This is a genomic window from Variovorax sp. AC194, assembly GCF_979257995.1.
Map to the genome: position 1 here is coordinate 1,525,557 of NZ_OZ409823.1, position 21,378 is coordinate 1,546,934.

A 21,378-nucleotide genomic window follows, 5' to 3' on the forward strand; every position below is an offset into this window, starting at 1 on the left:
CTGCTGCCTGTGCGGCTCCTCCGGCCATGAGTCGGGGCAGTGCAAGTGGAGGCTGGCATGGCGATCCTCTTGAACCCGAAGTTTTGGGCTGCGGTGGTCGTCGCCCTCGTACTGGGGCTCGCCGGCGCCTTCATCTACCGCGCGGGGAAGGCCATTGTCCGCAACGACTTCGACGCCTACAAGCTCACCCAGCAGGAGTTGCGCATCCTCGCCGACCGCGCCCGCACCCAACGCGCCGAAGCCCGACAAACTGCCGTAGACAAGGAGGCCCGAGATGGCCAGCAACAAATCGCGAGTCTTGAAGCCGAGCGTGATGCTGCTCGCGCTGATGGTGACAGCCTGCGCAGTGCCATCCGTGCCGCCACCAGCCGAGCCGGAACGACTACCCGAGTTGCCGGCGCAGGGCCGCGTCAGCCTGGTGCCGATCCCATTGGAGTGTTCGCCGACTTGCTTGAAAGGGCTGACAGCCGAGCGGAGGCTGTCGCGGGCTATGCTGACCGGCTCAGGATCTCCGGCACCGTCTGCGAACGCTCCTACGACGCGCTGACGAAGTAGCTGCCGCGCGCACTTTGGCGTGTCTGAATCAGGGCCGCCACCAGCCGGTTTATCAGGCCGCGATGATCAGGCCCGGCAAGGGCGGAAAGTCACGTCTACCTGAGCATCGCTGACTCTGATGGGCAGGGTCCACCGTGGCGGAGGCCATTGCTGCTCTGTCGCCGTGTAGACAACATCCGAAGCTGACGAGCTGATCCCAAGAGGTTTCAGTAGTTCGGCAACTGTGTGCATTCGTTGAAACGACAATTGCACCTGGGCAGGGTTCGTACCGTCACGACCATCCGCACTGGCAGATAAAGAAGCGCATGTCTTTGCCGCTGCCGTGTTCCGTTTGAATTTATCTGCTGCCTCAAGCAGGCGAATCCGCTCCTGCTTGCGAATGCCGGTGGCAAGCACTTCAAAATGAACATCGACGGTGCTGGATGGGAAAAGAATACTGGCGCACACGGTGCCACCAACGACGAGAAGCGAAGTAGCCAAGCAGAGGCGAGCGAGGGCGGCAATGGGCATGTCGTGAGTATCCGTGCGCCAATCTGGACAAAGAGAGTTCGCTGCCGTCGGTCGCGATCGTCAGCCCGGCGTATTCTCGTCGCCATCGACGGGCACGCCCATGTGCTCGTTCACGTTGACGCTGGTGCCGCCGATGTCCTTGCGACGGGACTCGACGTAGGCCTGGTGCTGAGCAGGCCTGAGGATGAATTTCGGATGGTAGGCGCTTCCGCTCGCCTTCCAGTGGTCGATGACGCCTTCGGTCATCGAGAGAAAGAGGGTTGCCATTGCGGAGTGCTCAAGCGCCGGGCAGCGCCGCCGGAAGAGGTTGAATTGGGCTGATTGTTGCACTCGGCCCAAGATAGACTTTTTCAACAAACTCTCGCAGATCCCTTAGCCGTGCATCTCCAAGAGGGATGTCACTCAATAGCTTGGCGACAAACTTTGGGCCATGCGATCCGACTTCGCGGCAGAAATTTTCGATTTCGCCTTCAGGAATGAGATAAATACCGATCTTCTCTAAGTATTCACGCAGTTTTTGGTAATCGATTTGCGCTTTCCCTGGCGGAATACCGCGTTCACCGAAATGCTTGACCTGGTTCCAAGAAGCACTCTGCTTCATGGCTTCTATCACGGCGCTCTTAGGCATTTTACCATTTTCGGATGAATTAAGAATGTCAACAATTTCCTTCTTAATTTCTTCCGTTGTTTTCGGTTTAATGCCCTCGCGAACAGCCGCGTCAACGCGCTTCCAAAACGGTCCGATGACATCCCAGTCGCCTCCAAATGCCTCAATAGTGGTTTGAACGAGGATTTGCTCAGACAGGAAATCTATATCAAAGACCGCTTTAACCGGAACGCCAATTTTTCGAAGCACAGATGCAACTTTAGGAACGCCGTGTTTTCCACCGGTTGGAACATAGGCCGTGTCCGGCCAACGCGTACCAGAAAGGCCGCCGAGATAGTCCCCGACAGAATTGAACACTCGACAGTCGCTGTCGTCTTCGCAAATTATGGTTTGTTCGTGAAATATTCCATCCAAGGCGTTTGAATATCGGAGCTCGGGCTTCTCCCACAACTCGCGAATGGTTTCTGTGGATGTTTCGGTGATGGAATTTGCATCGCCATCGCGCGTGATCCGAAGAACTCTGACCGATCCCTTTGTGCCTTCGAGGAAGCCCTTCATGATGTCGCTGCTGTGTGTAGCGACGAAAAGCTGCCCCGCAACTTCCGATGCGAGCGTTTCGCCTAAGCGACGCATCTGCGGGGGATGCAAGAAGGCCTCAGGTTCGTCGATTAGCGTCACTGCAACTTCAGAGGCAATGGCCTCAAACAAGATCCCCACGTATCCCTTAATGCCGTCGCCCTGCTCATCCAGCAGCGGGTTCTTATTAACTAGTTCCACATATTGGTCACTTGCTCGATCAGTCAACCCTGGCACTTGCGGAATCTCACCTACGTGAATAGGAAGCTTGCTTCCGCCTCGAAAGTTGAACATCAAATCTTTGCCGAATGCGTTTCGGAAAAGACCGCTAATTTTCGACATGAGCGCATCGTCGTCATAGAGTACATGCTGAGGACTGACTCTTGCATCGCCCGGCGCGATGCTCGGTTGCTGGACGCAGATTTTCAGGCGCTCTTCCGCCGTAATATTGCGAATGAAGCCACTCCCCAAGCCATTAACAAGGAAATCGTTATTCCAAAAAGACAACCGGTTCTCTGGCATATCCCAATTTCGATAACGATACCGATACCCCTTAGAGACGGCGTGTGCCTCCAAAAAATTTTTTAAATCCGTGAGTGTGCCTGTCTTTGACAGCTCCAGTTTCTTAACAACCTGACTGCGTATCTTGAGTCCACTATGACAAATGTTAAGAATGTCTCGAAGCGCCTGAGATTTTCCGCTGTTGTTGGGGCCGACCAATATGACTTTTTCTTGAGGGCCAAAAGTTACGATGGATCCACCAGAGAAAGTAATCGAAGTGATGGATACCGCTGGCAGCGCGACATCGGGATTGGCATTCATCGCAAGTACTGAGGTCGTTTGTAAATTGCTCATTGCCTTATTTTTTCATGGAGTTTGCGAAAAATTAATCAACACAGCAAAGCCTCCTGGGCATCGGAACAGTGCATCCGACGCGTCGGCGAATGAGCGGTCAAGTCCGCGGCCTCCGTGAGCAGCTTTGCAAACGCTTCGTTTAGTGTGGGCTGGGCCCGGTCCCAAGGGAGGGCTGAGGAGCGACCCGAGTCGGGCTCGCGGACCACGCTCGCTGAGTATCGGCGCGAGAATCAGTTTGTGGCCGATCGTGGTGCTGATCTGTCACTTTTTTCGATCCCCACGATCACGCGATTGGTCGCTCGCGTCGAATCTCAACTGGACCAATGCCGTTGTAAACGATTTCATTAGTTTTCAGTGAAGTGACGGTCCACCGCTTTCCCGGCGTGACCTTGTAGTCACCTGGGGTGAGCGGCAGCGCGCGCTCTTCATGCACATCGTGGCCCAGCCAGGATGGCGCGCGGAGGATCGTGACTTGGTCTTGGAAAAAATCGGGTTGGCTCATGCGGGGATTCTCGTAGGGACGCACCACCAAGCCTGCCGGCACTGTGGCCCGAGCACTGGTCGCTCGAAGCCCGAGAGCATCACACCTCCTTGAATGCGAACGAGGCTGATGTTTCTGATCTCGAACAAGGGATCGATGTACCTTCCAGTCGTCGGCGGCGGCTCCGAGTAGAAGCGCGCATGCCATTCCGGCCACCCGGCGTTGCGCCGCACCTCGAGCCATCCCGGCACGCCTTGGGCGCGGACGGATTCCCTGGGGAGCTTGCTGCCGCCTTCGCGAAGCCGGTAGACCGTACTGAACATCGTGCGAAGCGCATCAGAAGGGGACCGGCCCGTAGCTGGCCCGGATCTGGTCGCCAGCGCTGCCCTCACGGGGATCACGGAAACGGTCCCCGACCGAGGCGCACAGCACGGCCACGCCATACGCGAAATCCAGCTGCGCCTTCGACAGGGGTGTGCCCGCCGGAACCAGGTCGACCTCAACGGCGAGCGACTGGTATTTCTCCTCTGCGCGCTCGAGGTTCGAATCTGCGCCGGTGCATCCGTTGTAGTGCTGGCGCGCGATCTCTTCGGGCGGGCGGTGGCCGACAACATAGTGCAGCGTGCTGCCGTCCAGCATCGCGTATTCAAGATCGACGCGGCCATTCGCGAGCAACTGCCATTCGGCGACGTAGCGGTTTATCCAGTCGTTCTTGGCGGCCCGTCGCGACGCCTCCGAAAAGGAGACTTCGGGCTCCACAGCAGCGGCGCGGACCGTGGGAAGGGGATGAACGTTGGTTTCCATGGCGAACTCCAAATTACTGTATGGATATACAGTATCCGCGCGACGTTTTTGGCCGTCAACAGGCAGAATGAAGCCATGTGTACTCGTTACATTTCCCCGGAGGATCGCGAGATAGAGGCCGCCTGGTACATCGGCGCCCGCACCGCCGAGCGCTGGCTGCGCAGCATGCGGCCGTTGTCCAAGGGGCCGTTCATGCGTCGCGCCGCGGACGTGACCGAATACGAGCGTGAGCTGGTGGTGGGGCAGTGGTCGCTGATTCCAGCGTTCTCGCCAAGCCATATTCCCCAGACCAAGCCGCGCAAGGGCGAGACGAAAGGAAAAGTGCTCGCGACGCACAATGCGCGCTTCGCCGGCATCGAGAAGAAGCCAACTTTCAAGGACTCGTGGGCGAATGGGCGGCGCTGCATCATCCCCGCGCTGAGCTTCGATGAGCCAAATTGGGAATCTGGCAAGAACGAGTGGTGGCGCTTTGCGCGCGCCGACGGCCGACCGTGGGGCTTGGCGGGCCTGTCGAGCCACTGGCTCGACTACGAGACCGAGATCCTGTGGGAGAGCTTCACGATGCTCACGATCAATGCGAACCTGCACCCGATCATGTCGCGCATGCACAAGCCCGAGATCGACAAAGCGACGAAGAAGCCCCTCGAGGTGCAGGACAAGCGCTCTGTCGTCGCGATCGAGGAGCACGACTTCGACCGCTGGCTGACGTGCACACCTGAAGAAGCCCGGGAGATGGTCCAACTCATCCCGGCAGATCGGATGATCGCGGGGCCGGCGCCGGTTGAGGCGAAGCCTGCGGGCAATAAGCCAAAGAGCGACGAAGAAGAGGAACTGCCCTTCTGACGCGTCAGCCCTGTTCGGAGCCAGGCAGCTCGAAAGCCAGGACCAGCATGGCCAGTTCCGCGACCTCACGCGGTTCGCGCTCCCCGCAGAAGGGGTAGAGATGCACCGCGAGCGCGGCAAGCCATTCGTGATCGACCGCGCCGCGGCTCACCTCGACGTACTCGGACTTGAACTCGTGCCACCAAGCCTCCTGGTCGCTCAGCGTGCGACCGAAGTCGACGATGGGCTTGTCGGGCTTCCACATGAGATTCAGCTTACCTCAGGGGTATGCCCACAGGGCTGGCGTCTTCGTCGTCGCCGCCTGCGCGCGGACCGATCCGCTCGTCTGGCGCGTAGCCCTCCAAGGCACGCACCCCGGCCTGCAGCGCGTCGAGCCACATGTCGTTGGGCTCATCGGCCGTCTCGAGTTCAACCCATTGGCTGGCGTCGTCGCCTTCCTCCATGAGCACCCAGTAAAAGTGTCCAGGATCAGGCTCGTCGACGTGGATCGCGATTCGTCGGATGTGGCTCACCAGCGGTTGACGGCGAGGTTCGGACATCGGTGTCTCGGTTCGCGCGGAAAGCCCGTCGCAAAGTCTAGATGACAGGACCACTGACGCCAGGCCATGCCGGTTTTTCGACATTTCCTGAAAGGAGTCTCCTACGCGCGCCGACACCATGAGCAATCGCAGCATGGTCGCGCGTTACCCCTTTGCCTTTGCAGTAGCTGCCGCCGCTTGTACAGCGGATGGAAACTCTGAAAGACAACCTTCGAGCACCTGATATGGGAGAGAGAAGGCGAAGTCAGCTGCTCCAGCACGAAACACAAATTCCACCAACCCAGGTCGCCCCATCTTCAGGCACATGCCAGTTGCTGGCACCGCAATCGTCGCGAGCGGCTCTCCCAGAGGCGGATGCTTCGGTGTTTGCAATACGGAGCCTGCTGCAATCCCTGCCTGTCCGAGTGCGTAAACAATGTTCGGGATCTTGTCGACCGGTATTTCGATGGTCACCGTGCCGTCTGTTGTCTCAATATCCGTTTTGAAGGCTTGACCATCAGGTCTGAGTTCCATATTCGACAGCTTCGTGAATGTTTTCAAGTGGGACCCTTTCAAGAGCATGCGTGGCTAGTACGCGTATTGTCCTTGTGAGTAAGCCGACTTTCTCTACTCCATTGCCCTTAGCGGCCGCTATCTGCCGATGCGGTGAATGCCTCTCCAAGGGTGGTTTTGCGACGGCCCCGCTTCTATTGGATCTGGCCTCACCAAGCCCCCGATTGGCTCACTCGGTACTTCCTCCATGAACGGTAACTCCAAGTCGCCTTTCACAATCGCTGCATAGGCTACCTGGACCCGCACGACGTTCACCGCGACGGTCAGGACTTCGCAGAGCATGCGTGTTTTATCGGGGTCGGGCTTGTCAGCCTCCCGAACCTCCGTCACCACGTCGAACACCAAGTTGCGAAGATCGGCCATGCTTCTCACGGTCATACAGAATTTTCCTAAGGTCGCCCAGAAGGCGGATGGTTTCCTGCAGTGCAGGTGGATATGACCGGTACTCGGTCATGCGAAGGGCAGCCTCGGCGTCAGTGATGAGCTCGAGGTTTTCAAATGCACAGTTGCTGCGATCGCCGTCCCTGAAAACGACGCGGGTTCCCTTTGGCGGAAGTGAGCCGGCATGCTCTTTCCAAACGAGGTGGTGCTTGCGTGCCCAGGTCTCTGTGCCGCGGTCGTCGGCGACCTTTACCATCACGTAGGAGTTCTCGCCCTGGCGGCGGACTTCAGATCCTGCAGGGCACGGCGTACCGCGCCAGTGGTACAGGCCGCTTAGGCCTAGAACGATGGCCATGTGTTTGACAGCTTGCCGACTGCGGCCTGTGCGCGCGGCGATGTCATCGATGCTCCCAAGCGGATAGAGCTCACGAACAAGGCTCAGCTGTTCGTCGGTCCATCGGGGTTTTGGGCTGCTCATGGACAGCGAGTATTTCGATGTCGAGCGGCCGCGTGCAGGCTGAGTTTTCCGGATTGGCGCTGCAGCCCGCGGGAGGCATTCGCGCCTGCACGCGCGCCCGCAGATTACTTGGCAGTGACGTGTAAGTACAGATGACAGAAATGGGCACTCATAGTGCTGAATGTGTCACTTTGCAGCGCCGGCCAACCACGAGAGCAATCTCTGGCGCTCTATCCGCGAGAGCTCGTAGCTCATTGCAAGAAATGCAGCCTCCGCGGCCTCGCGTGGGGGGCGATCGCTATTCGACGGGTAGAGCCTGGCTGCTAAGCCTTCAATCCATTCCACGCTCTCGGCCTCGCCCTCGCACTGCTCATTGAACTCGCTGACGAACTCCTGAAACCACGCTTCGTCGTCGGTCAGCGTTGTGCCGTCGATCACGATGGGCTGGTCGGGTTTCCACATGCGCGGATGATCGGCGGCAGGCGTGCGCCGCGCCACTATCAAAAAGAATAGGGGCAGAGCGGGCTCCGGGGCCACCTCAATCAGCGCGCCGTGAGGGCCAGCGCTGCACAGCCTTGGCGATCATTTCTCCGTGACGTAGGGCTTCGACGCGGGCAGCCTTTGCGTCGGCCGCTGGAGGTCGAAGGACCGGCCGGCAGAACCACCGCTGAGGGTAGACATCGGCTTTGATGTTTTTCACGCCTCGGCCCCGCGGGTTGATCTCAGAGCCTTCAATGACGATACCGCCTCGAACCTCAAGCATGCAAGCGCGGTTGAGAATCGGGATCAGGTAAGTATCGCGGTCGTCTGCAAGCAACATCGCGATCATCAAGCTGCGACCTGGGCGTTCGTCGTAACGACGTGCCATGTAGACCAGTTCTCCAACTCTGCGAGTGTGCTTCACCGCCTCCTTCGTGGGGAGTTCCTGGCCCTCAAACCGGTATCGAAAGACTTCGCAATACACTGTATAAATATACAGTAATATTTGGCCATCGAATACGGGTTGTGGCGCGATGACGGCTGCGGGCGATGCTTCCTGGTGCCGCGGGAGGATGGCGGCGGCCGCTCGATGAGACAGACACCGGCTTGTTAACGCCATTAATTACCGTGCCGTGCCGTGCCGTGCCGTGCCAGCGCCGAGTCGAGTCGAGTCGAGTCGAGTCGAGTCGAGTGAGAAGCGGAAATGAATGCAGCCTCAAGGGGCTGGAGAGCCCCTTGGCATGAGACCTTTGATTGGCAAGGCTGTTCAAATGAACAGCTCCCTCGTCTCAACAAAACGTTAATATCGCACCTATCAAAATGATAGGAACCAAGCGTTGCCGGCTCCCTCAAATCACCAGATCGAGCGGTTCATCCGCGAGTGTGCCGAAGACAGTTTCCGAATAGCCATTACTTCTCACGCGCGAAAGCAGATGAGAGATCGATACATCACATCGGTGATGGTGTTTGAGGCTCTGAGAATGGGTCGTCTGAGCAAAGAGCCCGAGCCGGATATGAAGTTTCCGGGCTTGTGTTGTCGGATGGAGCGCTTGGTGGCAGGGGTGAGGGTTGCAGCGGTGGTGTACATCGAGTACCCAGACCCCGATCTGACTGTTGTTACTGTTATCAACCTAGGAAAATGAAGATGTACCACTATACGGACGGAGGTCTCCGAAACGTATGGCTGGCCAATGGCTACGAGGAGCGCGATACGCCCCATGGAAAGGCGGTCGCGATCCGCGACATTGACGGCCTCACTGCGGCCATTTGCTTGGCCTTTACAAACAAGCCAAAGGGACTCACTGGCACTGAGTTTCGCTATATCCGTTCGGCTGGCTTGCTCCTATCTCAGGCGGCGCTCGGCAAGGCGATAGGAGCTGACGCGCAGAGCGTCGCAAGGTGGGAAAAGACGAGCCGCCCCCCGAAGTGGGCCGATAAGCTGCTGCGGTTGGTCTATCTTGCCCATTCAAATGGAAACGTCCGACTGAGAAGCGCTCTTGAAACGCTAAAGGCCGTGGAGCGCGTCATGGGTGAGCAGGAGACCAAGGTCATCATCGAAGCCGCCGAGGGTCACTGGCAGCCGCGATTGGAGCGCGTGCCCGAAGAAGAACTTGAATGCGCTTAATCGCTAGCCCTCTCCAGAGGGCTTTTTCATGCCTGCCGTCGCCTTTTTATCCGCCAACCACCTTGCCTAGCGCGCACCTGCGTTCGATGCATCCATGGCGTGGAGTCGGAGCGGGTGGCGTCAGGGGGAATTGGGAGACTTCATGATGGATGCCGACGCACTCAGGCTTCTCGCCGAGATAGAGGATGTCATTCGCTCTATGCCGGATCGCAGCGTGTTATTCGAGGACACGCCGGAAAGCCAGGCATGGATGGGCAGAGCTGCTGCTGCCATATCAACATGGAACCCGGCTCAAAGCGCACTTCGTTTCGACGGTTGGGTCTCGGATCTACACGCGTATGACGCACTCAAGCAGACGAAGGCGTGTCGAGAAATCGTGACGATGCTGCATCGAGCACAAAGCGATCTCAGAATGCAAAGCCTTGGGCCTCTTACAAGTGCGATCGGCCAAGGTGGCGTCTTCGATTACTTCGATGAACTGAGGAAAGTCATCGAGCTCGCGAAAGTTGACGTTCTGTTTGTAGATCCGTACTTGGATGCGGAGTTCGTATCTCGATACCTGCCTTACGTGAAAACATCCACCGTGGTGCGCTTGCTGGGAGGACAAATGAAGACGCTTCTTCCGGCGGTTGAACTGCTGAGAAAGCAGGAGGGCATCGCCATCGAAGTCAGAACATCTCCGGGGCTACACGACCGCTACATATTTGTAGATGGTGTCGCGTGCTATCAATCCGGAGCTTCGTTTAAAGACGGAGCGAAGAAAGCGGCAACCGTTTTGACTCAGATCGTCGACGCATTTCCGGCCGTGAAGTCCACCTACGAGCAACTTTGGAGCGCGGGAATGCGACAGCCCTGACATGCTTGCTTGGCGAATAGGAGAGAGGTCGATGAGTTGATGGCAAGGATGAGGGGAGCGAGAGAAAACACTCCCGCAACCCGCATGGATGCTCAATAGTTTGCGGACACACTCTCCGCCAGCAGGCCGCCTATCCGCGCGGCAATGCGCACAGGGCAAGGCGTTGCCCCTTTGTTGAATTCCCTCGGTATCTGACCCGGTCCACCTCGACCTTTGTGGGGCACAGGCTCGCGGTCAGTTGAATTGCCTTGGTTCGGACAGACCGAAGATCGAATCGCCCCGGCGCCCTCGCCGCCAATCAGTCCGGTCCCCCCAATTCAGCGCACCAAATCCTGAAACCGGTAATAAGCCCCCACGATCGGAAGAAACCATGGCTTGCCGAAATGCCCCGGAATCGCGGGCCAGTCGAAATCGCGCCAGGGGTTCAGGTCGGCGCGGCCGTCCATCACCTCGGCCATGATCGCGCCCATGTAAGTCGACATGTGGGTTCCGTGACCGCTGTAGCCCATGGAATAGAAAAGGCCGTTGCGCTCGCCGGCGCGCGGCAATCGGTCGCGTGTCATATCGACCATGCCGCCCCAGCAGTAGTCGATGCGCGTGTCTCCGAGCTCCGGGAAAACCTCTACCAGGGAGCGTTGCAGGATGGCGCCGCTCTTCATGTCCGACGCCGGGTTGGATGCCGCGAAGCGCGCGCGGCCGCCGAACAGCAAGCGGTTGTCGGGCGTGACGCGAAAGTAGTTGACGAAGTTCTTCGTGTCCGTCGTCATTCGGCGCCGCGGCGTGAGGCGGTCGAGGACTTCGACGGGCAGCGGTTCGGTCACGATGATGAATGCGCCCACGGGCACGATGCGGCGGCGAAACCAGGCCAGCGGCCCTACGGCCGACGTGCCGGTCGCGAGTAGCACCTGCCTGGCGCGGACGCTGCCGTCGGGCGTTTCGACCTGATGCACCGAACCGCTCTGGCGCTGCAGGCCGACGACCGGCGCGTTCTCGTAGATGCGCACCCCGCGCCGGGCCGCCGCCACGGCAAGGCCGTGACCATAGCGGCCCACGTGCATGCCGGCGCTCTTGCCGAAGACCATGCCGCCGAAATACCGGTCGGACCCGATCTCGCTGCGCAGGTCTGCCCGCGTGACCATGTGGGTGTCCGGATCGCATTCCTTCGCCATCAGCGCCTGCGAGCGGGCCAGCTTGTCGTAGTGCTCCGGCTTGGCGGCGAGCTTGAGCTTGCCGACCCGTTTGAAGTCGCAGTCGATGCCTTCTTCGGCGATCAGCGACTCCACCTTGCACACGCCTGCGTCGAAGGCGCGATAGAGCATGTTGGCGCGCTCCCGGCCGAGCCTGCCCGACAACGCGGTGTAGTCCTGCGCGAAACCGTTGTTGCACATGCCGCCGTTGCGGCCGGAGGCGGCACTGCCGATGGCGCCCGCATCGAACACCGCCACGCTCGCGCCTTTTTTGGCCAGCGCGATCGCTGCGGACAAGCCGGTAAAGCCTGCGCCGACCACCGCCACATCGACATCGCCGCTCGGCGCTTCGGTCTGCGCGGCGGTGAATTTGGGGGCGGTATCGAGCCAGTAGGGCATCAATTTCATGGCGTGGAGTCCATCGTCTCTGCGACGTGTGGGTGGGGAGGGCCGGGCGTCAGCCGAACGACTGGTTGGAAAGGGCGAACAGGCGCGCGTCCGCATCCGGATCGATCGACCGAGCCTGTGGGTTGCGCACCATGGGCACCGCGTGGCCGACGCAGGGCAGCCCCATTTCCGTGAGCCAGGCCGAAAGACCGCTGTCCCCGGTCACGTCGATGCGAAGGAACCGGCCGCGGGCTCGGGCGGCGAGTGCGGCGACGAGGTCCATCGCATCGGCGGCACCGCGCGCGCCCGATGCGATCACCGGGCCGATCACCACGCCGTGCCCGAACTCTCTCGCGCAGGCGTAGGCCGACACACCGTCGCCGCGCTCGACGACCATCGCCGTTCCGGTCGCGAACAACGCATCCAGCAAGGCGGTCCGGTCCATGCCGGTGGCGGCCAGGTCCAGCCGGCGCACGCGCGCGTCGTCTGCTGCGCGCAGCGGCCGCACGCTCGCGGGCGTCGCGGCAAGACGGGTTTCCGCGGGCAGCACGGCCTGGTGCTGGAACACCTGTCCGCGTGCGACGAACCCGAGCTGCGCATAGAGCGCAAGCCCTTCCTCGGTGGCGTTCAGGAACACCGTGCGATCGCGCGCCTCTTCAAGCAGCTTCCCCATCAAGGCGCGTCCCAGGCCCCGCCCCTGCATGCCCGGCTCGACGATGACCATGCCCACCGAGGCATGGGTGTCGCCATAGGGCCACCACATCGCCGTGCCCACCAGGCGGCCCGCGACTTCCGCCGCGAAGCCGCTGCCCAGACCGAAGGCGAAGCGCCAGTCGGCCTCGCGGTAGGGCCAGCCGAGCGCGGCGGATTGCCCGACCGCGTCCGGCAGGTGATGGGCGCGCAGCGCGGTCAACTGCGGCGCCGTCTTCTGCGTCGAAGCGCTCGGGCCGCGCGGAGGTGCGAACGTCATGGCAACGCCTGGGCCTAGAAGTCCGACACCTTGCCCCACGCCGACGACAGGAACCTGTCCGGGTGGTAGGGGCGGGGGTCCACGAGCGGTTCGGCGCCGCTCACGATGTCGGCGATCAGGTGGCCGGCCCCGGGGCCGATGCCGAAGCCATGGCCGCTGAAACCTGCCGCCAGCACGAGCCCGGGCAGGTTCGTGATCTCGCCGATGCCCGGAACGCCGTCGGGCGTGCTGTCCACGTAGCCGGCCCAGGTCGCGGTGACTGTGCTGTCCGCCAGCGCCGGCATCAGTTCGACGGCGCGCTTGTACGTGAGGCGGACGGCCGATGCGTCCACCTTCGGATCGAGAACGCGCATGCGCTCCATCGGCGTGGGCTGGTCGAGCCGCCAGCGCGCGCGGCCTTCATGACCCGAGCGAACGCCTTCCAGGCCGCCGGGTGCGAGGTTGCGCCATCGCCGCTGGAACATCGGCAGGAACTGCGGCGCAAAACGCAGAAGCTGCGGCGTCGGGTCCACGCGGCCGCGGCCGCTGATGGCCAGCGCGTACCGGCCGTCCTGGCGCCGCGTCATGGAGACGCCGGTCGTGTGCAGCGCAGGCGGAAGCTCCTTGCTGGCGGTGGTGACCGACAGCATCGTCTGCCGGATCGCCGCCTGGGGAAACCGGATGCCGTACTGGCGGCAGAACGAGGATGCCCACGCGCCGCCGGCGAGCACCGCGACCTTGGTGCGGATGGTGCCGCGCTCGGTGACCACGGCCGAGAGCCGTCCGCCCTCGGTCTCCAGGCCGCGCGCCGCGCAGCCCTGGTGAATCGTGCCGCCCAGCTTCATCAAGGCGCGCGCCACGGCAGGGGCCGCGAGCGAGGGGTCCGCGGTGCCGTCGGTCGGCGAAAAGACACCGCCCTTCCACGGCTTGCCGGTCGCCCGGCCGTGGCGAGCGGCCTCCTGGGCGGTCAGCATCTGGGTCTTCACGTCGACGGTGCGCGCGAATTCTCCCCAGCGGGCCCAGCCGGCCAGTTCCTTTTCGCTGTTGCTCAGGTAGAGCAGGCCGCATCGGCGGAACCCGGTCATCTCGCCGGTTTCGGCGGTGAACTGTTCCCACAGGTCCAGGCTCCTGGTGGCCATCGGCAATTCGCGCGCATCGCGGTTCTGTTGGCGGCACCAGCCCCAGTTGCGGCTCGACTGCTCGGCGCCGACGCGCCCCTTTTCGACCAGCGCCACCTTCAGTCCGCGCCTTGCCATGTAGTACGCGGCAAAGACGCCGATGATGCCGCCGCCGATCACGACGACGTCGGCGTGCGTGGGCAGCTCGGGGCTCGATTCGACGGGAACTAGAGGTACAGGCATGGAGATATCCGTAAGGGCTTCAGTGAAAGGCTGCAAGACAGCGGGGGGTCGCGCGTCCATCGTTCCCGGAGGCAAGCTCAGTCACCGAGGACCGCCTTGGTCTCCAGATATTCCTCGAGCCCGTGCACGCCGTATTCGCGGCCGTTGCCCGAGCGCTTGTAGCCGCCGAACGGCGCGTGGCTGTTCCATGCCGGGTAGTTGATGTGCACCTGGCCGGCGCGCAGTTGCGACGCCACGCGCCGGGCCCGCTCGCGGTCGCCCGACTGCACATGGGCGCTGAGCCCATAGACCGTGTCGTTCGCCATCGCGATGCCCTCGTGCTCGTCCCGGTAGGGCATGAGCACCAGCACGGGGCCGAAGATCTCTTCGCGCGCCACCCGCATCGCGGGCGTCACTTCGGACAGCACCGTCGGCCGCGCGAAGTAGCCGTGCGCCAGGCCCGCGGGCCTGCCGGGACCGCCGCAGACCAGCCTGGCGCCTTCTTCGATGCCGCTGGCGATCAGCGCCTGCACCCGCGCGTACTGCGCGGCGTTGGCGATCGGGCCCATCGATGTCTTCTCGTCGCGCGGGTCGCCCACCGCGATGCCCCCCGCCGCCGCCAGTGCCAATGCCTCGACCTCGGCCAGCCGCGATGCGGGCACCAGCATGCGCGTGGGCGCGCTGCACGACTGGCCCGCGTTGCGCATGCCCGCCAACACGCCCTTGGCCACGCCTTGCTCGAAATCGGCATCGTCCAGAAAGAGGTTCGGCGACTTGCCGCCCAGTTCCTGCACCACGCGCTTGACCGTCACCGCGGCCGCCTGGGCCACGAGCACGCCGGCGCGCGTCGATCCGGTGATGGAGATCATGTCCACATCGGGGTGCGCCGCCAGCGCCGCACCGACCACTTCGCCCGTGCCGCCGACCAGGTTGAAGACCCCGGCGGGCGTGCCCGCATCGTGCATCACCTGCGCGAAGAGCTGCGCGCTGTAGGGCGACAGCTCGCTGGGCTTGAGCACGACCGTGCAGCCGGCGGCGATGGCCGGCGCGACCTTGGCGGTGATCTGGTACAGCGGCCAGTTCCATGGCGTGATCAACGCGCACACGCCGATCGGTTCCTTCGAAATGGCGATGCCGTCTTTGCGGGACAGAAAGCTGTAGTGCGCAAGCACTTCCATCTGGGTGCGAACGTGCGCGATGCCGAAGGGCACGTGGGCAGAGCGGGCGAACGCGATCGGCGCGCCCATCTCCGCCACGATGGCTTGCGCGAACGCTTCCGCACGCTCCTCCAGCAGCGCGAGGATTCGGCCCAGCAGCGCCAGCCGATCCTGGACGGTGCTTCGAGAAAACGTCTCGAACGCGCGCCGTGCCGCGGCGACGGCCAGTTCGACGTCGGCCGAGGAACCCGCCGCGACATGCCCGATGACCTCTTCGGAAAACGGATCGACGACCGCGATGCTTGCGGCACCGGCGCGGTCCTGCCAGCCCCCATCGATGTAGAGCCGGGTGTCGTCGCGCCTGAGGTGGTTAACTGCCATGCCAAACTTTCATTCGATGGAGCGTCCGGCCGCGGCCGGTCAAACTTCGGTTCAAGCGATAACCCACACCTTGCGCACCGTCTCGATGGTGCGCCAGGTGCCGACATAGCCCGGCTTCATGATGAAGCAGTCGCCCGCCTTGAAGGTCGAGGGCGGCTGGCCCTGCTCGGTGATTTCCACCACGCCCGAAAGGATCAGGCAGAACTCCCACGCCTCTCCCTTGATGGAATGGTTCACGCCCACGCTCGACTCGAACACGCCCGCGCGCACCTTGCCGTCCTTGGCGCTGTCCACATCCCAGTTGCGGCATACGACATCGCCCTCGATCACGCGTTCTGCCGGCGGACGGTATTCACGCGGCTCGCCGAGTTCGTCGAAGTTGAAAGGCACAAGAAGTCTGGACATGAGGAACCTTGTTCGCATGGATCGGATGGTGGCTCCATGCTAGAGAAAGCACTGCCGCGTTGGTGCTGAACCATGTACCCCGAAAAGCGTGAAATGCGTGTTTGCGAGTGCCCATCGGTGGATCGTGCCGGCACCGGAAAACGGGTGACGTGTTCGCATGGCAAGGCACGCGGGCTCAGGCGATTTCACTGGCTTGCGCGGTCTTGTCGAACACGAGGCCGAATGAACGCCGATGGCCGACTCGAGCGCGCCTACAACCCGCCCTGGCACAGGTACTTGATGTGCATGTAGTCGTCCAGGCCGTGCACCGAGCCCTCGCGGCCATAGCCCGATTCCTTGACCCCGCCGAAGGGCGCCGCCTCGGCGGCCAGCGCGCCTTCGTTGATGCCCACGATGCCCGATTCGAGGGCCTCGGCCACGCGCCAGATGCGGCGCACGTCGCTCGAATAGAAGTACGCGGCAAGCCCGAAGGGCGTGTCGTTGGCGGCCGCGATCACCTCGGCCTCGGTCTCGAAGCGCGTGACCGGAACCACGGGCCCGAAGGTTTCCTCGCAGCTGCATTCCATGCTGGCGTCGGCGTTCACCAGCACGGTCGGCGCGTAGTAGTTGGGACCGTCGCAGCGCGCCGAACGCAGCCGCTCGCCGCCGACCGCGATGCGCGCGCCCCGGGCCACGGCATCGCGCACATGGCGCTCGATCTTGTCGACGGCGCGCGCGTTGATCATCGGGCCGATCTGCGAGTCGGGCTCGGCGGCGGGGCCGACCTTCAGTGCGCCGACGCGCGCCGCCAGCTTGTCGACGAAGGCCTCGTGCACCTTGGCCTGCACGAACACGCGGTTCGGGCACACGCAGGTCTGTCCGCCGTTGCGGAACTTGGCGGCCATCAGGCCTTCCACCGCGGCGTCGATGTCGGCGTCCTCGAACACGATGAAGGGCGCATTGCCGCCCAGCTCGAGCGAGAGCTTCTTGAGCGTATCGGCCGAGGCGCGCGCGAGGTGCTTGCCGACCGGCGTGGAACCGGTGAAGCTGATCTTGCGCACGCGCGCATCGGCCAGCCACACATCGACCACGTCGGGCGTGCGTTCGCGCGACGCCGTCACGATGTTGAGCACGCCCGCCGGCACGCCCGCTTCCTGCGCGAGCTTCACGAGCGCGAGCGAAGTGAGCGGCGTGTCCTCGGCCGGTTTGCAGACCACGGTGCAGCCCGCGGCCAGCGCGGGGGCGATCTTGCGGGCGATCATCGCGGCCGGAAAATTCCACGGCGTGATGGCAGCCACCACGCCTACCGGTTCTTTCAACGCGAGCATGCGCCGGCCGCTCACCGGTGCGGGAATCACCTCGCCATTGGCGCGCGTGGCCTCTTCGGCGAACCATTCGACATAGCTGGCCGCATAGGCCACTTCGCCGCGGCCCTCGGCCAGTGGCTTGCCCTGTTCGCGCGAGATGAGGCGGCCCAGATCCTCCTGATGCGCGAGCATCAGGTCGTTCCAGCGCTTGAGGATTTGCGCGCGCTGCTTGGCCGGCACGGCGCGCCACGCGGGGAAGGCGGCATGCGCCGCATCGACCGCGGCGCGCGCGTCGGCGGCGGTGCCGTCGGGCACGCTCGCGAACACGGCGTCGGTGGCGGGATCGGTCACGTCGAGCCGGCGGGCATCGCTGGCTTCGCGCCATTCGGCGCCGATGAGATGGCGGCCAGGCAGCAGGTCCTGGCGTTGGAGAGTGAGTGGCATGGAATGAAGAGGTCGGTGAGGAGTTGGAGCAAGAAACGCTTCAGGCCGCGGCGACGCGCTCGGCAACGGCGATGCCCAGTTCCGTCGTGGAAGCCGTGCCGCCCAGATCGCGCGTGCGTGGCCCGTCGCGCAGCACCGCCTCGATGGCGCCGAGGATCGCGTCATGCGCGGCGCGGCCCGCGCCCTGGCCCTGCGTGAGAAAGTCCAGCATCAGCGCGCCCGACCAGATCATCGCGATCGGGTTGGCGATGTTCTGGCCGTAGATGTCGGGCGCCGAGCCGTGCACCGGCTCGAAGAGCGACGGAAACTTGCGCTCCGGATTGAGGTTGGCCGAGGGCGCGAGACCGATCGTGCCGGTGGTCGCGGGCCCCAGGTCCGAGAGGATGTCGCCGAACAGGTTGCTCGCCACCACCACGTCGAAGCGCGTGGGCTGCAGCACGAAGCGGGCCGAGAGGATGTCGATGTGCTGCTTGTCGATCGTCACTTCGGGGTACTCGCGGCCGATGGCATCGGCGCGGCCGTCCCACCACGGCATGCTGATCGCGATGCCGTTGCTCTTGGTGGCCACCGTCAGGTGCTTGCGCGCGCGGCCGCGGGCCAGCTCACAGGCGTAGCGCAGCACGCGGTCGGTGCCATGGCGCGAGAACACCGACTCCTGCACCACGATCTCGCGCTCGGTGCCTTCGTACATCACACCGCCGAGCGACGTGTATTCGCCCTCGGTGTTCTCGCGCACCACCAGGTAGTCGATGTCGCCGGGTTTGCGGCCGGCCAGCGGGCAGGGCACGCCCTCGAAGAGGCGCACCGGCCGCAGGTTGATGTACTGGTCGAACTCGCGCCGGAACTTCAGCAGCGACCCCCAGAGCGACACATGGTCGGGCACGGTCGCGGGCCAGCCGACGGCGCCGAAGAAGAGCGCATCGACGCCCTTGAGCTGCGCCTTCCAGTCGTCGGGCATCATCTGGCCGTGCGCGGCGTGGTAGTCCGCGCTGGCCCAGTCGAAGGTGCGGCAGTCCAGCTCGAAGCCGAAGCGCTCGGCCGCGGCCAGCACCACGCGCAGGCCCTCGGGCATCACTTCCTTGCCGATGCCGTCGCCGGCGATCAGCGCAATGCGAAAGGTCGGGGTCATCTCGGTCCTTGTCATGGTGTGGCGGTGGCGGTTGCCGTGGCGGTCGCGGCGCGGTCCATCTCGTCGAGCCAGCCGCAGCGCAGTTCGGGGACCGAGCGCGCCAGCAGCTCGTAGTAGGGGTGGTGCGGGCCGCGGTCGTAGTCGGCGCGCGCCACCTGCGCGAGCTTCTTGCCGTGCTGCATCACCACGATCTCGTCGCACACCGCGCGCACCGTGTGCAGGTCGTGGCTGATGAAGAGGTACGACACCCCCAGCTCGCGCCGGAGGTCCGCCATCAGGTCCAGCACCGCCGCGCCGACCACCGTGTCCAGCGCGGAGGTCACCTCGTCGCAGAGGATCAGGTCCGGATCGGCCGCCAGCGCGCGCGCCAGGTTCACGCGCTGCTTCTGCCCGCCCGAGAGGCCGCCCGGCAGGCGCCCGGCCACCGTCTGCGGCAGCTTCACCAGGTCCAGCAGCTCGCGGATGCGGTGGCGCAGCGGCTCGCCGCGCAGGCCCTTGTAGAACTGCAGCGGCCGCGCCAGGATGCGCTCGATGGTCTGCGACGGGTTGAGCGCCGTGTCGGCCATCTGGAACACGATCTGGATGCGGCGCAGCTCGTCGCGCTCGCGCTGCCGCAGCGTCGGCTTCAGTTCGCGGCCATGGAACAGCACGCTGCCGTGGCTGGGCTCCAGCAGGCCCGCCACCGCGCGCGCGAGCGTGGTCTTGCCCGAGCCCGATTCGCCGATCACACCGATGGCCTGCCCGCGGTAGAGCTTCAGGTCGATGCCTTCCAGGATCGGCTTGGCCGGACGCCCCTGCGCGTCCACCGGGCCGTAGCCGGCCGAGAGCTGGCGCACCTCGAGCAGCAGCTCGGGATCGTCGCTCGCGGCCTGGGCCGGTGCGCGCACCGCCGGCCGGGCGGCGGCCAGCAGACTCTTGGTGTAGTCGTCGACCGGCGTTGCCAGCAACTGCGCGGTCGCGTTCAGCTCCCGCATGGCGCCGTTGCGCAGCACCAGCACGTGGTCCGCCATTTGCGCCACCACCGCGAGGTCGTGGCTCACGTACACGGCGGTCGCGCGGCGCTCGCGCACCACGCGCCGGAAGGCGCGCAGCACCTCGATCTGCGTGGTCACGTCCAGCGCGGTGGTCGGCTCGTCCAGGATCACCAGGTCGGGGTCGCCGATCAGCGCCATCGCCGCCATCAGCCGCTGCAGCTGGCCGCCCGACACCTGGTGCGGATAGCGCGCGCCGATGCCTTCCGGGTCGGGCAGCGCGAGTTCGCGGAACAGCTGCACCGCTTTCGCCTCGGCCTCGGCCCGCTTGCACAGGCCGTGGATCACCGTGGGCTCGACCACCTGGTCCATGATCGTGCGCGAAGGGTTGAACGATGCAGCCGCGCTCTGCGCGATGTAGGCGACGGTGCGGCCGCGCAATGCGCGCTGCGCACGGGCATCGAGCGCCAGCACGTCGATGTCGCCGATCTGCACGCGGCCGGCCGCGATGCGGCAGCCGCTTCGCGCATGGCCCATCAATGCGAGCGCGGTGGTGGTCTTGCCCGAGCCCGATTCGCCGATCAGCGCCAGCACTTCGCCGGGCCGCACCGAGAAGCTCAGGGAATCGACCAGCGTGCTGCCGCCGGCCACGATGCACAGGCCTTCGACGGTGAGTGGGGCGCCCATCAGCGTGCTCCTCGTTCGCGCGCGGCACGGCCGGGCAGGTTGTCGATGACCAGGTTCACCGCGATGGTCAGGCTCGCGATGGCCAGCGCCGGCACGATCACCGAGGCGCCGCCCATGGCCAGCGCGCCGATGTTCTCGCGCACGAGCGAGCCCCAGTCGGCCGCCGGCGGCTGGATGCCCAGCCCGAGGAAGCTCAGGCTCGCCAGCAGCAGCACGACGTAGACGAAGCGCAGCCCCAGGTCGGCCAGCATCGGGCCCAGGATGTTGGGCAGGATCTCGCGCAGCATGATGTAGAGCGTGCCTTCGCCACGCGTGCGCGCCACGGTCACGTAATCCAGCGCATTGATGTTCACGGCCAGCGAGCGCGCCATGCGGTAGGCGCCCGGCACGTAGATGATGGCCGCGGTGACCACCAGCATCGCCACCGACGAGCCGAAGCCCGCCACCATGATGAGCGCGAACATCTTGCTCGGGATCGCGGTCAGCGTGTCCAGGCCGCGGCTGAGCAGGGTGTCGGTCCAGCGGCCGCTGGCGGCGGCCAGCAGCGCGAGCGTGGTGCCGGTGCCGCTGGCCAGCAGCGTGGCCAGCAGCGCGACGCCGATCGTGTAGCGCGCACCTTCGATGATGAGCGCCAGCATGTCGCGGCCCAGGTAGTCGGTCCCGAGCCAGTGCGCCGCGCTCATCGGCTCGAAGACGTTGGAGGTGCCCATCGCCGCCGTGCCGTGCGAGAGCAGCCATGGACCCAGCAGCGCCGCGAGCAGCCAGAACAGCAGGACCGCCAGGCCCAGCAGGCCCGAGACGCCGAAGCCGCCGAGCCACGGCAGCATGCGGCGCCTGCGTTCCTGCGGTGCCGGCACCACTGGCACCACTGGCACCAGGGGCACCACGGGCGCCGCGGCACTCGCGGCGGCTGAAGAGGTGGAGGTTTCCATGAG

25 protein-coding genes are annotated in these 21,378 nt (G+C 63.9%); 5 read left to right on the plus strand and 20 right to left on the minus strand.

Features of this window, described 5'->3' with window-relative positions:
* Nucleotides 1-57: 57 nt before the first annotated feature.
* Nucleotides 58-555, plus strand: a complete 498-nt coding sequence (locus ACZYRS_RS07320) for a DUF2514 family protein (protein ID WP_463418699.1) — start codon at nucleotides 58-60, stop codon at nucleotides 553-555.
* Nucleotides 556-621: 66 nt separating this feature from the next.
* Here the strand turns inward: ACZYRS_RS07320 and ACZYRS_RS07325 are convergent, their stop codons facing one another.
* The 5 genes from ACZYRS_RS07325 to ACZYRS_RS07345 all read right to left on the minus strand — a co-directional run bounded on the left by ACZYRS_RS07325 (nucleotide 622) and on the right by ACZYRS_RS07345 (nucleotide 4,388).
* Nucleotides 622-1,065 carry a hypothetical protein gene (locus ACZYRS_RS07325; protein ID WP_463418700.1) on the minus strand — a complete coding sequence of 148 codons (444 nt, stop codon included), beginning with the start codon at nucleotides 1,063-1,065 and terminating at the stop codon, nucleotides 622-624.
* A 60-nt stretch (nucleotides 1,066-1,125) separates the two neighbouring features.
* Entirely contained in the window at nucleotides 1,126-1,332 is a 207-nt protein-coding gene (locus ACZYRS_RS07330) for a hypothetical protein (protein WP_463418701.1), read from the minus strand.
* A gap of 10 nt (nucleotides 1,333-1,342) precedes the next feature.
* Nucleotides 1,343-3,103 (minus strand): ATP-dependent nuclease, encoded by a 1,761-nt coding sequence (locus tag ACZYRS_RS07335; RefSeq protein ID WP_463418702.1) that lies wholly within the window; start codon nucleotides 3,101-3,103, stop codon nucleotides 1,343-1,345.
* A gap of 283 nt (nucleotides 3,104-3,386) precedes the next feature.
* Complete coding sequence (locus ACZYRS_RS07340; protein ID WP_463418703.1) at nucleotides 3,387-3,605, minus strand: hypothetical protein; 219 nt, start codon at nucleotides 3,603-3,605, stop codon at nucleotides 3,387-3,389.
* Between the two features lie 315 nt (nucleotides 3,606-3,920).
* On the minus strand, nucleotides 3,921-4,388 hold the full coding sequence (locus ACZYRS_RS07345; protein ID WP_463418704.1) for a hypothetical protein: 468 nt from the start codon (nucleotides 4,386-4,388) through the stop codon (nucleotides 3,921-3,923).
* A 75-nt stretch (nucleotides 4,389-4,463) separates the two neighbouring features.
* Here ACZYRS_RS07345 and ACZYRS_RS07350 point away from each other — a divergent pair, with 75 nt between their 5' ends.
* A complete protein-coding gene (locus ACZYRS_RS07350) occupies nucleotides 4,464-5,231 on the plus strand; it encodes an SOS response-associated peptidase (RefSeq protein WP_463418705.1) in 768 nt (255 codons plus the stop codon).
* 4 nt (nucleotides 5,232-5,235) lie between these two features.
* Here the strand turns inward: ACZYRS_RS07350 and ACZYRS_RS07355 are convergent, their stop codons facing one another.
* From ACZYRS_RS07355 to ACZYRS_RS07380, 6 genes are all read right to left on the minus strand, one after another.
* A complete protein-coding gene (locus ACZYRS_RS07355) occupies nucleotides 5,236-5,475 on the minus strand; it encodes a hypothetical protein (RefSeq protein WP_463418706.1) in 240 nt (79 codons plus the stop codon).
* Nucleotides 5,476-5,485: 10 nt separating this feature from the next.
* Nucleotides 5,486-5,770 (minus strand): hypothetical protein, encoded by a 285-nt coding sequence (locus tag ACZYRS_RS07360; protein WP_463418707.1) that lies wholly within the window; start codon nucleotides 5,768-5,770, stop codon nucleotides 5,486-5,488.
* Nucleotides 5,771-5,914: 144 nt separating this feature from the next.
* The gene (locus ACZYRS_RS07365) at nucleotides 5,915-6,310 is read right to left on the minus strand and encodes a hypothetical protein (protein ID WP_463418708.1); all 396 of its coding nucleotides are present in this window, start codon (nucleotides 6,308-6,310) and stop codon (nucleotides 5,915-5,917) included.
* A gap of 319 nt (nucleotides 6,311-6,629) precedes the next feature.
* A complete protein-coding gene (locus ACZYRS_RS07370; RefSeq protein ID WP_463418709.1) occupies nucleotides 6,630-7,181 on the minus strand; it encodes an HNH endonuclease signature motif containing protein in 552 nt (183 codons plus the stop codon).
* Nucleotides 7,182-7,346: 165 nt separating this feature from the next.
* On the minus strand, nucleotides 7,347-7,622 hold the full coding sequence (locus ACZYRS_RS07375; RefSeq protein WP_463418710.1) for a hypothetical protein: 276 nt from the start codon (nucleotides 7,620-7,622) through the stop codon (nucleotides 7,347-7,349).
* A 76-nt stretch (nucleotides 7,623-7,698) separates the two neighbouring features.
* A complete protein-coding gene (locus ACZYRS_RS07380; protein ID WP_463418711.1) occupies nucleotides 7,699-8,028 on the minus strand; it encodes a hypothetical protein in 330 nt (109 codons plus the stop codon).
* A 448-nt stretch (nucleotides 8,029-8,476) separates the two neighbouring features.
* On the opposite strand from ACZYRS_RS07380, the gene ACZYRS_RS07385 reads away from it, so the two are divergent.
* The 3 genes from ACZYRS_RS07385 to ACZYRS_RS07395 all read left to right on the plus strand — a co-directional run bounded on the left by ACZYRS_RS07385 (nucleotide 8,477) and on the right by ACZYRS_RS07395 (nucleotide 10,120).
* Entirely contained in the window at nucleotides 8,477-8,782 is a 306-nt protein-coding gene (locus ACZYRS_RS07385; protein WP_463418712.1) for a DUF4258 domain-containing protein, read from the plus strand.
* 2 nt (nucleotides 8,783-8,784) lie between these two features.
* Nucleotides 8,785-9,264, plus strand: a complete 480-nt coding sequence (locus ACZYRS_RS07390) for a helix-turn-helix domain-containing protein (protein ID WP_463418713.1) — start codon at nucleotides 8,785-8,787, stop codon at nucleotides 9,262-9,264.
* A 142-nt stretch (nucleotides 9,265-9,406) separates the two neighbouring features.
* On the plus strand, nucleotides 9,407-10,120 hold the full coding sequence (locus ACZYRS_RS07395; RefSeq protein WP_463418714.1) for a hypothetical protein: 714 nt from the start codon (nucleotides 9,407-9,409) through the stop codon (nucleotides 10,118-10,120).
* A 317-nt stretch (nucleotides 10,121-10,437) separates the two neighbouring features.
* Here ACZYRS_RS07395 and ACZYRS_RS07400 read toward each other — a convergent pair whose 3' ends face one another.
* The 9 genes from ACZYRS_RS07400 to ACZYRS_RS07440 form a co-directional block, all read right to left on the minus strand.
* Complete coding sequence (locus ACZYRS_RS07400; protein ID WP_463422461.1) at nucleotides 10,438-11,715, minus strand: NAD(P)/FAD-dependent oxidoreductase; 1,278 nt, start codon at nucleotides 11,713-11,715, stop codon at nucleotides 10,438-10,440.
* A gap of 49 nt (nucleotides 11,716-11,764) precedes the next feature.
* Nucleotides 11,765-12,664, minus strand: coding sequence for a GNAT family N-acetyltransferase (locus tag ACZYRS_RS07405; protein ID WP_463418715.1), 900 nt, complete (start codon nucleotides 12,662-12,664; stop codon nucleotides 11,765-11,767).
* A gap of 14 nt (nucleotides 12,665-12,678) precedes the next feature.
* The gene (locus ACZYRS_RS07410) at nucleotides 12,679-14,004 is read right to left on the minus strand and encodes an NAD(P)/FAD-dependent oxidoreductase (RefSeq protein WP_463418716.1); all 1,326 of its coding nucleotides are present in this window, start codon (nucleotides 14,002-14,004) and stop codon (nucleotides 12,679-12,681) included.
* Between the two features lie 77 nt (nucleotides 14,005-14,081).
* Nucleotides 14,082-15,521: an aldehyde dehydrogenase family protein gene (locus tag ACZYRS_RS07415; protein WP_463418717.1), complete on the minus strand. Its 1,440-nt coding sequence runs from the start codon at nucleotides 15,519-15,521 to the stop codon at nucleotides 14,082-14,084.
* A gap of 51 nt (nucleotides 15,522-15,572) precedes the next feature.
* Nucleotides 15,573-15,926, minus strand: a complete 354-nt coding sequence (locus ACZYRS_RS07420; RefSeq protein WP_198785006.1) for a cupin domain-containing protein — start codon at nucleotides 15,924-15,926, stop codon at nucleotides 15,573-15,575.
* 251 nt (nucleotides 15,927-16,177) lie between these two features.
* Complete coding sequence (locus ACZYRS_RS07425; protein WP_463418718.1) at nucleotides 16,178-17,656, minus strand: NAD-dependent succinate-semialdehyde dehydrogenase; 1,479 nt, start codon at nucleotides 17,654-17,656, stop codon at nucleotides 16,178-16,180.
* A gap of 40 nt (nucleotides 17,657-17,696) precedes the next feature.
* A complete protein-coding gene (locus ACZYRS_RS07430) occupies nucleotides 17,697-18,785 on the minus strand; it encodes a tartrate dehydrogenase (protein ID WP_463418719.1) in 1,089 nt (362 codons plus the stop codon).
* Between the two features lie 11 nt (nucleotides 18,786-18,796).
* Nucleotides 18,797-20,443, minus strand: coding sequence for an ABC transporter ATP-binding protein (locus tag ACZYRS_RS07435; RefSeq protein WP_463418720.1), 1,647 nt, complete (start codon nucleotides 20,441-20,443; stop codon nucleotides 18,797-18,799).
* Nucleotides 20,443-21,375, minus strand: coding sequence for an ABC transporter permease (locus ACZYRS_RS07440; RefSeq protein ID WP_463418721.1), 933 nt, complete (start codon nucleotides 21,373-21,375; stop codon nucleotides 20,443-20,445). Before ACZYRS_RS07440 ends, ACZYRS_RS07435 begins: the two co-directional genes overlap by 1 nt.
* Nucleotides 21,376-21,378 lie beyond the last annotated feature (3 nt).

Excerpts from the sequence above, each read along its gene's own strand:
- ACZYRS_RS07320 (WP_463418699.1), top strand. The coding sequence starts at position 58 with ATGGCGATCCTCTTGAACCCGAAGTTTTGGGCTGCGGTGGTCGTCGCC.
- ACZYRS_RS07325 (WP_463418700.1), bottom strand. The coding sequence starts at position 1,065 with ATGCCCATTGCCGCCCTCGCTCGCCTCTGCTTGGCTACTTCGCTTCTC.
- ACZYRS_RS07330 (WP_463418701.1), bottom strand. The coding sequence starts at position 1,332 with ATGGCAACCCTCTTTCTCTCGATGACCGAAGGCGTCATCGACCACTGG.
- ACZYRS_RS07335 (WP_463418702.1), bottom strand. The coding sequence starts at position 3,103 with ATGAGCAATTTACAAACGACCTCAGTACTTGCGATGAATGCCAATCCC.
- ACZYRS_RS07340 (WP_463418703.1), bottom strand. The coding sequence starts at position 3,605 with ATGAGCCAACCCGATTTTTTCCAAGACCAAGTCACGATCCTCCGCGCG.
- ACZYRS_RS07345 (WP_463418704.1), bottom strand. The coding sequence starts at position 4,388 with ATGGAAACCAACGTTCATCCCCTTCCCACGGTCCGCGCCGCTGCTGTG.
- ACZYRS_RS07350 (WP_463418705.1), top strand. The coding sequence starts at position 4,464 with ATGTGTACTCGTTACATTTCCCCGGAGGATCGCGAGATAGAGGCCGCC.
- ACZYRS_RS07355 (WP_463418706.1), bottom strand. The coding sequence starts at position 5,475 with ATGTGGAAGCCCGACAAGCCCATCGTCGACTTCGGTCGCACGCTGAGC.
- ACZYRS_RS07360 (WP_463418707.1), bottom strand. The coding sequence starts at position 5,770 with ATGTCCGAACCTCGCCGTCAACCGCTGGTGAGCCACATCCGACGAATC.
- ACZYRS_RS07370 (WP_463418709.1), bottom strand. The coding sequence starts at position 7,181 with ATGAGCAGCCCAAAACCCCGATGGACCGACGAACAGCTGAGCCTTGTT.
- ACZYRS_RS07375 (WP_463418710.1), bottom strand. The coding sequence starts at position 7,622 with ATGTGGAAACCCGACCAGCCCATCGTGATCGACGGCACAACGCTGACC.
- ACZYRS_RS07380 (WP_463418711.1), bottom strand. The coding sequence starts at position 8,028 with ATGGCACGTCGTTACGACGAACGCCCAGGTCGCAGCTTGATGATCGCG.
- ACZYRS_RS07390 (WP_463418713.1), top strand. The coding sequence starts at position 8,785 with ATGTACCACTATACGGACGGAGGTCTCCGAAACGTATGGCTGGCCAAT.
- ACZYRS_RS07395 (WP_463418714.1), top strand. The coding sequence starts at position 9,407 with ATGATGGATGCCGACGCACTCAGGCTTCTCGCCGAGATAGAGGATGTC.
- ACZYRS_RS07400 (WP_463422461.1), bottom strand. The coding sequence starts at position 11,715 with ATGAAATTGATGCCCTACTGGCTCGATACCGCCCCCAAATTCACCGCC.
- ACZYRS_RS07405 (WP_463418715.1), bottom strand. The coding sequence starts at position 12,664 with ATGACGTTCGCACCTCCGCGCGGCCCGAGCGCTTCGACGCAGAAGACG.
- ACZYRS_RS07410 (WP_463418716.1), bottom strand. The coding sequence starts at position 14,004 with ATGCCTGTACCTCTAGTTCCCGTCGAATCGAGCCCCGAGCTGCCCACG.
- ACZYRS_RS07415 (WP_463418717.1), bottom strand. The coding sequence starts at position 15,521 with ATGGCAGTTAACCACCTCAGGCGCGACGACACCCGGCTCTACATCGAT.
- ACZYRS_RS07420 (WP_198785006.1), bottom strand. The coding sequence starts at position 15,926 with ATGTCCAGACTTCTTGTGCCTTTCAACTTCGACGAACTCGGCGAGCCG.
- ACZYRS_RS07425 (WP_463418718.1), bottom strand. The coding sequence starts at position 17,656 with ATGCCACTCACTCTCCAACGCCAGGACCTGCTGCCTGGCCGCCATCTC.
- ACZYRS_RS07430 (WP_463418719.1), bottom strand. The coding sequence starts at position 18,785 with ATGACCCCGACCTTTCGCATTGCGCTGATCGCCGGCGACGGCATCGGC.
- ACZYRS_RS07435 (WP_463418720.1), bottom strand. The coding sequence starts at position 20,443 with ATGGGCGCCCCACTCACCGTCGAAGGCCTGTGCATCGTGGCCGGCGGC.
- ACZYRS_RS07440 (WP_463418721.1), bottom strand. The coding sequence starts at position 21,375 with ATGGAAACCTCCACCTCTTCAGCCGCCGCGAGTGCCGCGGCGCCCGTG.